16 protein-coding genes are annotated in these 14496 nt (G+C 67.4%); 15 read left to right on the top strand and 1 reads right to left on the bottom strand.

The window, feature by feature from the left end:
• Nucleotides 1-48 precede the first annotated feature (48 nt).
• The 5 genes from hisB to EV379_RS10095 all read left to right on the top strand — a co-directional run bounded on the left by hisB (nucleotide 49) and on the right by EV379_RS10095 (nucleotide 4494).
• Nucleotides 49-660, top strand: coding sequence for an imidazoleglycerol-phosphate dehydratase HisB (hisB, locus tag EV379_RS10115; RefSeq protein WP_130506028.1), 612 nt, complete (start codon nucleotides 49-51; stop codon nucleotides 658-660).
• A complete protein-coding gene (hisH, locus tag EV379_RS10110) occupies nucleotides 657-1298 on the top strand; it encodes an imidazole glycerol phosphate synthase subunit HisH (RefSeq protein WP_130506027.1) in 642 nt (213 codons plus the stop codon). The genes hisB and hisH overlap by 4 nt, the downstream gene beginning before the upstream one ends.
• A 142-nt stretch (nucleotides 1299-1440) precedes the next feature.
• The gene (gene priA, locus EV379_RS10105) at nucleotides 1441-2187 is read left to right on the top strand and encodes a bifunctional 1-(5-phosphoribosyl)-5-((5-phosphoribosylamino)methylideneamino)imidazole-4-carboxamide isomerase/phosphoribosylanthranilate isomerase PriA (protein WP_130506026.1); all 747 of its coding nucleotides are present in this window, start codon (nucleotides 1441-1443) and stop codon (nucleotides 2185-2187) included.
• Nucleotides 2171-2968, top strand: a complete 798-nt coding sequence (locus EV379_RS10100; RefSeq protein ID WP_130506025.1) for an SseB family protein — start codon at nucleotides 2171-2173, stop codon at nucleotides 2966-2968. The genes priA and EV379_RS10100 overlap by 17 nt, the downstream gene beginning before the upstream one ends.
• Before the next feature lie 101 nt (nucleotides 2969-3069).
• On the top strand, nucleotides 3070-4494 hold the full coding sequence (locus EV379_RS10095) for a pyridoxal phosphate-dependent decarboxylase family protein (protein ID WP_130506024.1): 1425 nt from the start codon (nucleotides 3070-3072) through the stop codon (nucleotides 4492-4494).
• A gap of 62 nt (nucleotides 4495-4556) precedes the next feature.
• On the opposite strand, the gene EV379_RS10090 is transcribed toward EV379_RS10095, so the two are convergent.
• Complete coding sequence (locus tag EV379_RS10090) at nucleotides 4557-4937, bottom strand: DUF1844 domain-containing protein (protein WP_055842300.1); 381 nt, start codon at nucleotides 4935-4937, stop codon at nucleotides 4557-4559.
• 263 nt (nucleotides 4938-5200) lie between these two features.
• On the opposite strand from EV379_RS10090, the gene infC reads away from it, so the two are divergent.
• The 10 genes from infC to pheT all read left to right on the top strand — a co-directional run bounded on the left by infC (nucleotide 5201) and on the right by pheT (nucleotide 14485).
• The gene (gene infC / locus EV379_RS10085) at nucleotides 5201-5797 is read left to right on the top strand and encodes a translation initiation factor IF-3 (RefSeq protein ID WP_130506023.1); all 597 of its coding nucleotides are present in this window, start codon (nucleotides 5201-5203) and stop codon (nucleotides 5795-5797) included.
• Nucleotides 5790-5984 (top strand): 50S ribosomal protein L35, encoded by a 195-nt coding sequence (gene rpmI, locus EV379_RS10080; protein WP_047406521.1) that lies wholly within the window; start codon nucleotides 5790-5792, stop codon nucleotides 5982-5984. The genes infC and rpmI overlap by 8 nt, the downstream gene beginning before the upstream one ends.
• 44 nt (nucleotides 5985-6028) lie before the next feature.
• Nucleotides 6029-6421 carry a 50S ribosomal protein L20 gene (rplT, locus tag EV379_RS10075; RefSeq protein ID WP_055842301.1) on the top strand — a complete coding sequence of 131 codons (393 nt, stop codon included), beginning with the start codon at nucleotides 6029-6031 and terminating at the stop codon, nucleotides 6419-6421.
• Between the two features lie 110 nt (nucleotides 6422-6531).
• Nucleotides 6532-7341 carry a TrmH family RNA methyltransferase gene (locus EV379_RS10070; protein WP_130506022.1) on the top strand — a complete coding sequence of 270 codons (810 nt, stop codon included), beginning with the start codon at nucleotides 6532-6534 and terminating at the stop codon, nucleotides 7339-7341.
• A 79-nt stretch (nucleotides 7342-7420) separates the two neighbouring features.
• Nucleotides 7421-8221 carry an amino acid ABC transporter ATP-binding protein gene (locus EV379_RS10065; RefSeq protein ID WP_130506021.1) on the top strand — a complete coding sequence of 267 codons (801 nt, stop codon included), beginning with the start codon at nucleotides 7421-7423 and terminating at the stop codon, nucleotides 8219-8221.
• Nucleotides 8222-8289: 68 nt separating this feature from the next.
• On the top strand, nucleotides 8290-9156 hold the full coding sequence (locus EV379_RS10060; protein ID WP_207226228.1) for a glutamate ABC transporter substrate-binding protein: 867 nt from the start codon (nucleotides 8290-8292) through the stop codon (nucleotides 9154-9156).
• Between the two features lie 93 nt (nucleotides 9157-9249).
• Nucleotides 9250-9897: an amino acid ABC transporter permease gene (locus tag EV379_RS10055; protein WP_130506019.1), complete on the top strand. Its 648-nt coding sequence runs from the start codon at nucleotides 9250-9252 to the stop codon at nucleotides 9895-9897.
• Nucleotides 9894-10832, top strand: a complete 939-nt coding sequence (locus EV379_RS10050) for an amino acid ABC transporter permease (protein ID WP_130506018.1) — start codon at nucleotides 9894-9896, stop codon at nucleotides 10830-10832. The genes EV379_RS10055 and EV379_RS10050 overlap by 4 nt, the downstream gene beginning before the upstream one ends.
• A gap of 69 nt (nucleotides 10833-10901) precedes the next feature.
• On the top strand, nucleotides 10902-11957 hold the full coding sequence (pheS, locus tag EV379_RS10045; RefSeq protein ID WP_130506017.1) for a phenylalanine--tRNA ligase subunit alpha: 1056 nt from the start codon (nucleotides 10902-10904) through the stop codon (nucleotides 11955-11957).
• A 2-nt stretch (nucleotides 11958-11959) separates the two neighbouring features.
• A complete protein-coding gene (gene pheT, locus EV379_RS10040; RefSeq protein WP_130506016.1) occupies nucleotides 11960-14485 on the top strand; it encodes a phenylalanine--tRNA ligase subunit beta in 2526 nt (841 codons plus the stop codon).
• The last annotated feature ends 11 nt before the right edge of the window (nucleotides 14486-14496 follow it).

Genomic DNA, 14496 nt, shown 5'->3' with positions numbered 1-14496 from the left:
GAACGGAGTGCAGCGCAACAGTGCTCCGCGGGCGAATAGACTCGCAGCATGAGCCTTACTGCGCCCCGTACTGCGTCGATTCAGCGCGAGACCAGCGAGTCGAGCATCGAACTGTCGATCAACCTCGACGGAACCGGTGTCTCCGACATCCAGACCTCTGTGCCGTTCTACGACCACCTGCTCACGGCCTTCGCCAAGCACTCGCTGACCGACATCACGGTGCGCGCGAAGGGTGACACGGAGATCGACGTGCACCACACCGTCGAGGACATCGGCATTGCGCTCGGTGTCGCCATTCGGCAGGCGCTCGGGGACAAGAGCGGCATCTCCCGCTACGGCGACGCCCTCGTCCCGCTGGACGAGGCGCTCGTGCAGGCCGTCGTCGACATCTCCGGCCGTCCGTACCTCGTCCACTCCGGCGAGCCGGCCGGTTTCGAGTACCACCTGATCGGTGGCCACTTCACGGGGTCGATGGTGCGTCACGTCTTCGAGGCCATCACCTTCAACGCGGCTCTGACCGTGCACATCACGGTGCTCGGTGGGCGCGACGCCCACCACATCGCCGAGGCCGAGTTCAAGGCGTTCGCGCGCGCGTTCCGCCAGGCCAAGGCCCTGGACCCGCTCGTCGTCGGCATCCCATCGACCAAGGGCGCACTGTGAGCGCACCCAGCGTCGTCGTTCTCGACTACGGCACCGGCAATGTGCACTCGGCCGTCAAGGCCCTGGAGCTGGCAGGAGCCGAGGTCACGCTCACCGCGGACAAGAAGCTCGCGCAGGAGGCCGACGGTCTGCTGGTGCCCGGCGTCGGTGCATTCAGTGCCGTCATGAGCGCGCTGCGCGCCGTGCGCGGCGACGAGATCATCGACCGGCGCCTCGGCGGCAGCCGCCCGGTGATGGGTATCTGTGTCGGCATGCAGGTGTTGTTCGAGCACGGAGTCGAGCGCGGAATCGACACCGCGGGCCTCGGTGAGTGGCCGGGCTCTGTCACCGAACTGCCGTCCCCGGTGCTGCCGCACATGGGGTGGAACACGATCGAGACGGGCGAGAACTCCGTGCTGTTCGACGGCATCGAGGACGAGCGCTTCTACTTCGTGCACTCCTATGCCGCGCAGCAGTGGACGCTCGACGTGATCCCGCCCTTCCCGCAGCCGAGCCTCAGCTGGGCCGAGCACGGCGGGCGTTTCCTCGCCGCGGTCGAGAACGGACCGCTCTCCGCCACCCAGTTCCACCCGGAGAAGTCGGGGGATGCCGGCATCCGCCTGCTGAAGAACTGGCTCACGTCGCTGCGCAGCGCGTAACAGGATCGGCGCGGTCGACGCCGCCGGCAAGCCGGCAGATCGGCCAGTGTTCGTCCTCGGCGCACCGACACCGCGCAGAGAGCGTAATATCTACTGTTTGTGTCGGTTGCCCAGAGGTGGCGACCACGAGTCGAGGACAATCATGAGTGAGTTCAACAAGACCCCGCGTCTTGTGCTTCTGCCCGCAGTTGACATCGCCGCCGGCAAGGCCGTGCGCCTGACCCAGGGCGAGGCCGGCACGGAGACCAACTACGGCGACCCCGTCGACGCCGCCGCCGACTGGGCGGCCCAGGGTGCCGAGTGGATTCACCTCGTCGACCTCGACGCGGCTTTCGGCCGTGGGCACAACCACAGCGTCATCAAGAAGGTGCTGCGCCAGGTCAAGGGCGTCAACATCGAGCTCTCCGGCGGCATCCGCGACGACGAGTCGCTGGAATCCGCGCTCGACATGGGAGCCAAGCGCATCAACCTCGGCACAGCAGCGCTGGAGAACCCCGAGTGGGCCGCCAGCGTGATCGCTCAGTACGGTGAAGCCATCGCCGTCGGCCTCGATGTGCGCGGAACGACACTCGCTGCCCGTGGCTGGACCAAGGACGGTGGAGACCTCTGGGCCGTGCTCGAGCGTCTCGAGAACGCCGGCTGCGCCCGCTACGTGGTCACCGACGTGACCAAGGACGGCACGCTGCAGGGCCCGAACATCGAACTGCTCAAGCAGGTCATGGCCCGCACCCACCGCCCGGTCGTCGCATCCGGCGGCATCTCCAACCTCGACGACATCGCGGCGCTGCGTGAGCTCGTGCCGGGCGGCCTCGAAGGCGCCATCGTCGGCAAGGCTCTCTATGCCGGTGCGTTCACACTGGCCGAGGCGCTGGATGTCGCACGCAATTGATCCGGAGCACACCCCGAGCCTGCCCGCACACCTGGCAGACTCGGCCGGCCAGCCGTGGGCGGGCCGCAGCTTCGATGAGAACACTCACGCGAGCGACGACGGTTCCGCGCCGCCGGCGCTGAGCGAGGCCCTCGGGCGCTTCCGCGCCGGCGAACTCGGCCAGGCCGGTGTCGTTGACGCCCTGCGCACGGCCAGGCTGCTCATCCCGCTCGTCGCGCACCTCGGCGAAGCGGGGGAGAACGAGCACGGCCACACGATCGACAAGAGCCAGGAGCTCTCGATCGTGACGGTCGCAGGGCCGGATGGCCGCAACGTGCTGCCCGTCTTCAGCTCCGTCGCCGCGATGTCCATTTGGAATCCGCAGGCCCGGCCCGTTCCGGCCGACGGTGTGCGCGTCGCACTGGCCGCCGCCAGCGAGGAGACCGATCTCGTCGTCCTTGACCCGCTGTCCGAGACCGAGTTCGCCGTGCGCCGCCCGGCGCTCTGGGCGATCGCGCAGGCGCAGGAATGGCAGCCGAGCTTCGAATCCGCCGCCGTGCGCGAGGCCTTCGACGCCTCCGTCCGCACCGAACTCTCGGTGCTCTCGGTCACCCTCGTCGCCGGTGATCCAGCTGCGCGGCTCGCCGGACCGGAGCTGATCGTGCGCCTCGAACTCATCGACGGCCTCACCCGTGAACTGCTCGACGCGACGCTGGCCAGGCTCGCTCAGCGCTGGGCGGCCAGCGAGGTCATCGCGACCCAGGTCGACTCGCTCACGGTGAAACTCGTCCGCTCGGCCTGAGCTGGGCGACACCGGCTCAAGGCGTTGACGGCGCGTGGCGGCAGGGGGAGAATCGGGGCGTGTGCGCCGGTGATGATCCTGCGCAGAATCCAGGTGTTCTGATGGACCTCCACGAGTCGGCCGCAGCCTCTGGTGGCCGCGACAGTTCCCACGAGTACGACCCCCGCGAGTACGCGCCGACGCTCGATGCCGCATCCGCGCGGGCCAGGGCCTGGCTGGGCGCGGTGTTCGACCGCCCGATCCCGGCGCGGCGCAGCATCGACGAGGTGAAGTCGGCGCTCGGCAGAACGCTGCCTGAGCACGGCAGCGACCCGGCCGAGGTGATCGAGCGGCTGGCCGATGGTGTCGAGCCCGGCCTGATGGCCAGTCAGTCGTCGCGCTTCTACGGCTGGGTCATGGGCGGCACTTTTCCAGTGGCTCTCGCCGCCGACTGGCTGGTGAGCTCCTGGGATCTGAACGCGGGCATGCGCGACGCCACGCCTGGCGTCGTCGGCGCAGAGGAGCTCGCCGGCGATTGGCTGCTCGAGCTGCTTGGGCTTCCGGCAACGGCGGATGTCGGCTTCGTGACGGGTGCCACCGCTGCGAACTTCGTCGGGCTCTCCGCCGCACGCCACCACGTGCTGGCCGCGCTCGACTGGGATGTGAACCGGGCTGGGCTCGCGGGTGCCCCTCCGATCACCGTCCTCGTCGGCAGTGAGCGGCACGGCACGATCGACCTCGCCGCGCGCTATCTCGGCCTGGGGGAGCCGACCGCCGTTGTCTCCGATCGCGAGGGTCGGATCATCGTCGAGGCACTCGCCGAGGCGTTCGAGCGGATCACCGGCCCGACGATCGTCTGCCTGCAGGCTGGCAACATCCACTCAGGCGCCTTCGACGACTTCGAACGCGCGGTCCACATCGCCCACGACGCGGGCGCCTGGGTGCACGTCGACGGCGCATTCGGGCTCTGGGCTGGCGCCTCGCCCCGGCTCAGCCACCTCACCGCCGGATTCGAGGGTGCAGACTCCTGGGCGAGCGACGCGCACAAGACCCTGAACGTCCCATACGACTGCGGCATCGCGATCGTCGCGAATCCGGATGCCATGCATGCCGCGTTCGGCATGCGTGCCAGCTATCTGCAGAATCCCGACGAGGCTGAGCCCCACGACAAGGTTCCCGAGCTCTCGCGCCGCGCGCACGGTGTTCCGCTCTGGGCGACCCTGCGTTGGCTCGGGCGCGACGGCGTCGCGGCCCTCGTCGACGGGCTGGCCGCGAGCGCAACCGCCATCTCCGCCGGGCTCGTGGAATTGCCTGGCGTCACGATCCTCAACGACGTCGTGTACACGCAGGTCACCATGGCCATGGCCGACGACGAGCAGACGCTCGAACTCGGTCGCCGTCTGCAGTCGAGCGGCGAGGTGCTCGCCTCACCGTCCCGCTGGCACGATCGGGCCGTGCTGCGCTTCTCCGTCAGCAACTGGGCGACGGATGCCGCGGAGGCCGCGCGCACGGTCGATGCCGTGCGGCGGGCCCTCCCCGGCCTCTGACCCTTAGTTGACGGGGCCGGTGTACTTCTCGCCCCTGTTCGCGTTGCCCGATGGGCCCGTACTTAGTTGACGGGGCCGGTGTACTTCTCGCCAGGGCCCTGGCCGATGGCATCCGGAATCACGGATGCCTCACGGAAGGCCAGCTGCAGCGAACGCAGGCCGTCGCGCAGGCTGCGCGCGTGCATGTCGCTGATCTCCGGCGCTGCCGCCGTGATCAGGCCGGCGAGGGCGTTGATGAGCTTGCGCGCCTCGTCGAGGTCCTGCTGCGATTCGGGATCGTCGGCCAGGCCGCACTTGACCGCCGCGGCGCTCATCAGGTGCACAGCGGTGGTCGTGATGACCTCGACCGCAGGCACATCGGCAATGTCACGAGTGGCCTCCGCGGCCTCTGCTCTGGCGGCGTTCTCGTCGAATGCCGGGTTTTCATCGAAATTATTGCTCAAGGCATTCCTCTGCTAGGCTCTTACGGGCTACGGGGCACACGCTCCGTTGACGAAAGTGGATATTCTCCCACCCGCGCTTGACCGCTTCACTAGGTTACCGGGTTGTTGGCACTCCGTTTCTTCGCATCACGGTTTCGACCGGGGCGCGGGGGAGCAGCTAGGGTGCAGCAGGAAAACTCGCGCATGCGGGTGATCTCTGCGTGGATCTCTACTCTCGTCCGTCACCAGGCACACGCCGGTGACAGTGGCTGAATTTTGAGTAGATGGAGACTCGCATCACCGATCCCCGTACAAACGACCGCATCCGAGTGCCAGAGGTTCGCCTCGTCGGCCCCGGTGGCGAGCAGGTCGGCGTCGTCAAAATCGAGGTAGCACTGCGTATGGCGCAGGACGCTGACCTCGATCTCGTTGAGGTTGCCCCCAACTCCAAGCCTCCCGTGGCCAAGATCATGGATTTCGGCAAGTTCAAGTACGAGGCTGCGCAGAAGGCGAAGGAAGCCCGACGCAACCAGGCGAACACGATCCTCAAAGAGGTTCGCTTCCGACTCAAGATTGACAAGCACGACTACGAGACCAAGATGAAGCGCGCAATTGGCTTCCTCCAGGGCGGTGACAAGGTGAAGGCCATGATCCTGTTCCGTGGTCGTGAGCAGTCTCGCCCTGAGCAGGGCGTGCGCTTGCTCCAGAAATTTGCCGAAGATGTGGCGGAATTCGGTTCTGTGGAATCGACTCCGACCATCGACGGTCGAAACATGGTCATGGTCATTGGCCCTCTGAAGAACAAGTCAGAGGTCAAGGGCGAGGCCAACGCTAATCGGGCCGCGAGCAAAGCGGCGAAGCAGGAGGAAAACAATGCCTAAGCAGAAGACCCACTCCGGGTCCAAGAAGCGCTTTAAGGTCACCGGAAGCGGCAAGATCATGAAGCAGCAGGCCGGAATGCGTCACAACCTCGAGGTCAAGGCCTCGAAGCGCAAGGCCCGCCTGAACCAGGACCAGGTGCTGGCTCCGGCCGACGCCAAGGTCATCAAGAAGCTTCTCGGTCGCTGATCTTCGCGATCAACCGCCGTCACACCCGTTAGGAAGAAACAAAAATGGCAAGAGTAAAGAGGGCCGTCAACGCCCACAAGAAGCGTCGGGTCATCCTCGAGCGCGCCAAGGGCTACCGCGGCCAGCGTTCGCGCCTCTACCGCAAGGCCAAGGAGCAGGTCACGCACTCGCTGGTCTACAGCTTCCGCGACCGTCGTGCCCGCAAGGGTGACTTCCGCCGCCTGTGGATCCAGCGCATCAACGCCGCCTCGCGTGCGAACGGCATGACCTACAACCGCCTCATCCAGGGCCTCGGCCTTGCCGGCGTCCAGGTTGACCGCCGCATCCTCGCCGAGCTGGCCGTCAACGAGCCCGCCACCTTCGCTGCCCTCGTGCAGACCGCGAAGAAGGCGCTGCCCGCCGACGTCAACGCCCCCAAGGCGAAGGTCGCTGCGTAAGCATCGAGTTTTCTCGTCGACAGGCCCGACACCCACCGTGGTGTCGGGCCTTTCGCATGCCTGCCCGAGCGGCGGCCGGTGGACGCCGCGCCGATCGGTAGACTTGGGACATGCTTGAAAACCCCCGTTCCCCGCGTGTTCGCTCCGTCGCCAAACTGGCCAAGAAGGCGGCCCGCGTCGAGAGCGGGATGTTCCTGCTCGAAGGCCCGCAGGCCGTCGCCGAAGCGCTGAACTTCCGCCCGGAACTGGTGCAGGAGCTGTTCGGAACCCCGACGGCGCTCGACCGCTACCCGGACATCGCCCAGGCGGCAGAGGACGCGGACGTTCCGTTCGAGTTCGTGACCGAGCAGGTGCTCAACGCCATGGCCGACACCGTGACCCCGCAGGGGTTCATCGCCGTCTGCCGCGTCTTCCCGACGGCACTCAAAGACATCTTCGCCGGTGAGCCGAAGCTCATCGCCATTCTCGAAGAGGTGCGCGACCCCGGCAACGCCGGCACGATCATCCGGGCCGCGGATGCCGCAGGCGCCGATGCCGTGATCCTGACCGGTCGCTCCGTCGATCTCTACAACCCCAAGGTCGTGCGCTCGACCACTGGCTCGCTGTTCCACCTGCCCATCGCGATCGACGTCGAACTCGAAGACGTGCGTCTGCGCGTGCGGGAGGCCGGCATGCAGCTGATCGCCGCCGACGTCAAGGGCGAGGACATGCTCGAGGCGCGTTCCTCCGGCATGCTCGCCGAGCCGACGGCCTGGCTGTTCGGCAACGAGGCGCGCGGCCTCCCTGAGGAGAAGCTCGCGCTGGCCGAGCGTTCCGTGATGGTGCCGCTGTACGGGCAGGCCGAGTCGATGAATCTGGCGACGGCGGCATCCGTCTGCCTGTACGAATCCGCCTTCGCACAGCGCAGCGCCACCGCTTAGCGACAGCGTGCAGTAACGGTTGTATAACCACCCCTGCAAGGGGGACACATTCGACCCATAAGTCCCTATGTTGGGGGGTATGGATTCGAATCCGAAGAAAGCTCGCCTCGAGCCCGCCACGTCGAACATCGCCGTTCGCCGTGGTGAGCCGCTCGTCGTGATCGACACCGTCAACAAGCACTATGGCGAGCTGCATGTTCTGAAGAACATCAACACCGTCGTGACGCGCGGCGAGGTCGTCGTGGTGATCGGTCCGAGCGGATCAGGCAAGTCGACGCTCTGCCGGGCCATCAACCGGCTCGAGACGATCGACTCCGGGTCGATCAGCATTGACGGCCAGCAACTGCCGGAGGAGGGAACCGAGCTGGCCAGGCTGCGCGCCGACGTCGGCATGGTGTTCCAGTCGTTCAATCTGTTCTCGCACAAGACGGTGCTCGAGAACGTGACGATGGCGCCGATCAAGGTGAAGAAGATCCCCAAGGTGCAGGCGGTGAAGACCGCCATGGAGCTTCTGGAGCGCGTTGGTGTCGCCAACCAGGCGAACAAGATGCCTGCCCAGCTCTCTGGTGGCCAACAGCAGCGCGTCGCCATCGCGCGATCGCTTGCTATGAGTCCGAAGTTGATCCTGATGGACGAGCCGACCAGCGCGCTCGACCCGGAGATGATCAACGAGGTCCTCGATGTGATGATCGGTCTGGCCAAAGACGGAATGACCATGATCGTCGTCACCCACGAGATGGGATTCGCGCGCAAGGCGGCCGACCGGGTGCTCTTCATGGCCGACGGCGAGATCGTCGAGGAGGCCAAGCCGGAGGACTTCTTCTCCAACCCGCAATCGCACCGCGCCCAGGACTTCCTCTCCAAGATCCTCGAACACTGAGGTCTCGCCACTGCGCGACAGCACCACGTTTCAGGACCATCGATCGCCCACCAAGAATGAGGTTGACCATGAAGAAGAAACTCTCCATCATCGCGCTGGCGGCGGCCAGTGTGCTCGCCCTCGCGGCCTGTGCCGGCGGTGACAGCGGCACGGGCGACGGCGAGAGCGTCGCACCGGCGCCAGAATTCGAAGCAGGAACCACGATGGCCGACCTGGCGGATGCGGGCACGATCACCGTCGGCACGAAGTTCGACCAGCCGCTGTTCGGCCTGGTGAACCTCGACGGAGTGCCGGAAGGCTTCGACGTCGAGATCGCCAAGATCATCGCAGCCGGCCTCGGCATCGCCCCGGAGAACATCGAGTGGAAGGAAGCCGTCTCGGCCAACCGCGAACCGTTCATCGAGAACGGCGAGGTCGACATCGTCGTCGCCACCTACACGATCAACGACAAGCGCAAGGAAGTCATCTCCTTCGCAGGCCCCTACTACTTGGCGGGACAGTCGATCCTCGTGCTGGCAGACAACGACACGATCAAGAGCGAACAGGACCTCGTCGGGCAGCCCGTCTGTTCGGTCACCGGGTCGACGCCTGCTGCGAAGCTGGCCGAGATCGGAGCGGTGCCCGTGCTCACCGACACCTACACGAATTGCCTGGAGCCACTGCGCTCCGGTGACGTCGTCGCCGTCAGCACCGACAACGTCATCCTCGCTGGCCTGGCCGCGCAGAACGAGGGCGAGTTCAAGATCGTCGGCAAGCCATTCACCGAGGAGCCTTACGGAATCGGTCTGAAGAAGGACGACACCGCGTTCTGCACGTTCATCAACGACACCCTTGAGGCCGCCTACGAGGACGGCAGCTACGAGGAGGCCTGGAACTCGACAGCGGGAACGGTGCTTCCCTACGTCGATCCGCCGGCCGTCGAACCGTGCGCCTGATCGGCTCAGTAGCCGCCCGCTCCTAGCGTGACGCGGTGTGGGCCGGGCAGCCGTCCGGCCCACACCGTCACCGCACTGCCGAAAGGACCCCGCATGGACGCGGTGATCGAGAACCTGCCCCGCTATCTCAGCGGCTTCCTGCTGACGCTCCAGTTGCTCGTCGTCTCCGGCGTCGCTGCGTTCATCATCGGGACCCTGATCGCCGCAATGCGCATCTCGCCCGTCGCGTCGCTGCGGGGCTTCGCCACCGTGTACACCGAGCTGGTGCGCAACACCCCGTTGACCCTCGTCTTGTTCTTCTGCGCGTTCATCCTGCCGTACTTCGGCGTCGACCTGAGCTACCTCGTCTTCGCGATGATCGGGCTGAGCGTGTACACCTCCCCGTTCGTGGCTGAGGCGCTGCGCTCCGGCATCAATGGCGTGCCCATCGGGCAGGCGGAGGCGGCACGCAGCCTCGGCCTCGGCTTCGGTCAGAGCGTGAGCCTCGTCATCCTGCCTCAGGCATTCCGGATGACGATCCCGCCGCTGATCAACGTGCTCATCGCCCTCACCAAGAACACCTCCGTCGCCGGCGGCTTCTTCGTGGCCGAACTGTTCACGATCGGCAAGGAGCTGGCCAACGCGAACGGGGACGCGGTCATCGCGATCCTGTTGGGCGTCGCGACCTTCTACCTGATCATCACCATCCCGCTCGGCCTGTTGGCCGGGCGCATCGAGAAGCGAGTGGCGGTGCGGCGATGAGCGGCTCGAGTGTCCTGTTCGACGCCCAGGGCCCCAAGGGCCGGCGTCTTTCCCTGATCCTCTCGATAGTCGGGCTCCTCCTGCTCGCGGCCGGGGCGGCCTGGGTCTACTCCGTGCTGGCCGCACCCCGCGTCGCAACGAGCGGGGTTGAACTGCCGAGCATGCTCGACGCGAGCCGCTGGGACATCTTCCTCGACCCGCGCGTGTGGAACAGGATCATCTTCGTCGGTGTGGTCGGAACTCTGAAGGCCGCTGCGGTCGCCGCCGTCGGTGCCGTCCTCCTCGGCATCGTCTTCTCGCTGCTCCGCAGCGCGGAGACCGCGTGGATCCGGATTCCAACGACAGTAGTGCTCGAGTTCCTGCGCGGAATGCCGGTGCTGCTGATGATGCTGTTCATCCTCCTGGCCGGCTCGACCGGGGCGTACTGGGCCGTCGTCATCGCGTTGATCCTCTACAACGGCGCACTCATCGGCGAGGCGCTGCGAGCGGGCCTGACCGCGCTGCCGCGAGGGCAGCGCGAGGCCGGCCTCAGCCTGGGCATGCGCCCACTGCAGTCGCGCCTCTTGGTGGAGTTCCCGCAGGCGTTCCGGCAGATGCTGCCGATCATCGTCGCGCAACTCGTGGTGCTGCTCAAGGACACCTCGCTCGGCTACATCGTCGGCTACCCTGAGCTCATCCGTGTCACGATGAACAACATCGCCAGCGCCGTCGGCAATCGCTACCTGTTCTCCCTCTTCTTCGTCACGCTGGTGCTCTACCTGATCATGAACCTCTCGCTGTCGTGGTTCGCCCGCTGGCTCTCGCGCCGCACCGCGAGCGGTGGCGGCAAGGTCGGTCGGGGAAGGAAGGCGCCGGCCGTTGACCCCAATGCCGAGGTGATGATCCTGCAGGGCTCCGTCGAGGCCCAGATGGATGGTCCCGACACCGAACGCTGAGCGCACCCGCGCACGCGGGGCCGCGGCCGCGGCGCGACGGCGGCGCGGGGCTGAGTAAACTTGTGCCTTGTGTCTGAGTCCACTGAGCTCCCAGAAGCTGTAATCACCGAATCCGCCGTCGCCGCGGCCGTCGACGCCGCCCTCGCGGCGATCGAATCCGCCGGCGACTCCGCTGCACTGAAGACCGTGCGCACGGAGCACACCGGCGAGGCCTCGCCGCTGGCCCAGCTGAACGCCACGCTGCGCGACGTGCCCAAAGACCAGAAGGCCGCCCTCGGCAAGCTCGTCGGCCAGGCCCGCGCCCGTGTCGCCCAGGCTTTTGCCGCGCGCGAGGAGGGCATCGTCGCCGCGGAGGCTGCCGCGCAGCTCGAGGCCGAGGCCGTCGACGTCACCGCACTGGCCAGCCGTTACCGCGCCGGCGCGCGGCATCCGCTCACCCTGCTGCAGGACCGCGTCTGCGACGTGTTCACCGGCATGGGGTGGGAGATCGCCGAGGGGCCGGAGGTCGAGAGCGAGTGGTTCAACTTCGACGCACTGAACTTCGACGCCGACCACCCCGCGCGCGCGATGCAGGACACCTTCTTCATCGACCCGCCCGAGTCGCACCTGGTGCTGCGCACCCACACCTCGCCGGTGCAGGTGCGCTCGATGCTCGACCGTGAGCTGCCCGTCTACGTGCTCGCTCCCGGCCGGGTCTACCGCACCGACGAGTTCGACGCGACGCACCTGCCCGTGTTCATGCAGTTCGAGGGCCTGGCCGTCGACAAGGGCCTGACCATGGCGCACCTCAAGGGCACGCTCGACCACTTCGTGAAGTCGATCTTCGGCGATGAGGCCAAGATCCGTCTGCGCCCCAGCTACTTCCCGTTCACCGAGCCGAGCGCCGAGCTCGACTTCTGGCACCCGACGTTCAAGCACGGCGCCCGCTGGATCGAGTGGGGCGGATGCGGCATGATCAACCCCAACGTGCTGCGCGCGGCCGGCATCGACCCCGAGGTGTACTCGGGCTTCGCCTTCGGGATGGGAATCGAGCGCGGCCTGATGCTGCGCAGCGATGTACAAGACATGCGTGAAATGGTCGAGGGCGATGTGCGCTTCTCCCAGCAGTTCGGAATGGTGGTTTAGTCATGCGGGTGCCCCTGAGTTGGCTCGCGGAATTCGTTGATCTCGCACCGGGAACGACCTCGGACGACGTGCACGCAGCACTCGTGAAGGTCGGTCTCGAAGAGGAAGAGGTGCACAGCTTCGAGCTGAGCGGCCCGATCGTCGTCGGCGAGGTGCTCGAGTTCGTCGAGGAGCCGCAGTCCAACGGCAAGACCATCCGCTGGTGCCAGGTGCGTGTCGCGCCAGACGGCCAGACGGCTGCAGACGGCGGCGACGCCGTGCACGGCATCGTCTGCGGTGCCCTCAACTTCTTCGTCGGAGACAAGGTCGTCGTGACCCTGCCCGGCGCCGTGCTGCCCGGGCCGTTCCCGATCGCACCGCGCAAGACCTACGGCCACGTCTCCGACGGCATGATCGCCTCCGTGCGTGAGCTCGGCATCGGCGACGACCACGACGGCATCCTGCGCCTGTCGACGCTCGGACTCGACCCGGAGGTCGGCACCGACGCGATCGCGCTGCTCGGTCTCGACGACGAAGCCGTCGAGATCAACGTCACGCCTGACCGCGGATACGCCTTCTCGATCCGTGGCGTCGCCCGCGAGTACTCGCACGCGACCGGCGCGACCTTCCGCGATCCTGCCGCTCACGGCGCACTGACGCCGAGCGCCAACGAGGGTTTCCCCGTCGCGTTCGCCGACGATGCACCGATCCACGGCCGCGCCGGCGTCTCGGTGTTCTCGACGCGCATCGTGCGCGGCATCGACGCCACCCGGCCGACTCCGCCGTGGATGGTTGCACGGCTGAAGCTCGCCGGGATCCGCTCGATCTCGCTGCCGGTCGACATCACCAACTACGTGATGCTCGAGCTCGGCCAGCCGACCCACGGCTACGACCTCGACAAGCTCAGCGGCGGCATCACCGTGCGCCGCGCGACCCCGGGGGAGAAGATCACCACGCTCGATGAGCAGGTGCGCGCGCTCAACACGGAAGACCTTCTCATCACCGATGAGAGCGGTGCCATCGGCCTGGCCGGCGTCATGGGTGGAGCAGACACCGAGATCAGCGACACGACGAGCAACGTTCTCATCGAGGCCGCCAACTTCGACCCGGTGAGCATCGCCCGCTCAGCCCGCAGGCACAAGCTGCCCAGCGAGGCCGCCAAACGCTTCGAGCGCGGCGTCGACCCGCAGATCGCGCAGGCCGCGACCGCGCGCGTCGCCCAGCTCCTCGTGGATCTGGCCGGTGGAACCGCGGATGCCGCTGGCTCGCTGACCGGTGAGGCCGTAGCGGCCACCGCGATCCTGCTGCCGAACGGCTACGTCTCCGGGCTCATCGGCGTCGACTACAGCGACGACGAGATCCGTGGCTCCCTCGCGGAGGTCGGTGGCACCATCGCCGACGCCGACGGCGGACTGCTCGTCACCCCGCCGAGCTGGCGCCCCGACATCACCGACAAGTCGGATCTGGCCGAAGAGGTTGCCCGCATCGTCGGTTACGAGCGCATCCCCTCCGTGCTGCCCGTCGCTCCGGCCGGGCGTGGCCTCACCCGTGAGCAGCGGATCCGCCGCACCGTGGCCGACACGCTCGCCGCCGCCGGCTCCACCGAGATCATCGCCTTCCCGTTCCTGCCGAAGGCGCAGAACGACCTCTTCGGCGCCGCCGAGGCGCTCGAGGTTCCGCAGATCAAGGTCGCCAACGCCCTCGACGCGAGCGCCCCGTACCTGCGCACGACGCTGCTGCCGGGTCTGATCGAGGCGGCCAAGCGCAACCTTTCCCGCGGTCTGACCGATGTCGCGCTCTACGAGCAGGGCCTCGTCTTCACGCCGGTCGCCGGTGCGCAGTACGGCCAGGCCGAACTGCCCTCCGGCGTGCAGCGCCCGAGCGCGGAGCAGCTGGCGGAGCTGAACGCCGGCATCCCGCCGCAGCCGCGCCACGTTGCCGCGCTCATCGTCGGCAACGTTGTGAGCAAGCAGCCAGGCCAGGGCGCAATCCCCGCCGGCATCGCCGACGCCCTCGCCATCGTGGATCAGATCGCCCTGGCCACGGGTGCCAGGATCGAGATCGCCCAGGGTCGTCACAAGGCGATGCACCCCGGCCGCACCGCCGAGCTGCGCGTCGCGGGCCAGAGCGTCGGCTTCGCCGGCGAACTGCTTCCGCAGATCGCGCTCGACGCCGACCTGCCGCGCGTCGTTGTCGTCGTCGAACTCGACCTCGACGCCGTGATCGCCCTCGCCGAGCCGCTCGTGGAGGCCGCCGTCATCGGCACCTTCCCGGCCGCGACTCAGGACCTCACGCTGCTCGTCGGCACCGAGGTGCCGGCCGCCGCGGTGCTCGCCGCCGTGCGCGACGGCGCGGGGGAGCTGCTCGAAGAGCTGCACCTCGTCGACGACTACCGCGGTGCCGGCCTCGAGCCGGGGCAGAAGAGCCTCACCTTCGCGCTGCGCTTCCGCGCCGCCGATCGTACGCTGACCGCGGCAGAGGCGAGCGAGGCCAAGCTGGCTGGCGCCGCCCGTGCGGCCGAGCTGCTGGGCGCCGCGACCCGCGAATAGCCCCGAGCCCG

It is taken from the genome of Microterricola gilva (genome assembly GCF_004217495.1).
Taxonomy (GTDB): Bacteria; Actinomycetota; Actinomycetes; order Actinomycetales; family Microbacteriaceae; genus Microterricola; species Microterricola gilva.
This window is presented reverse-complemented; position numbering and strand designations above follow the sequence as displayed.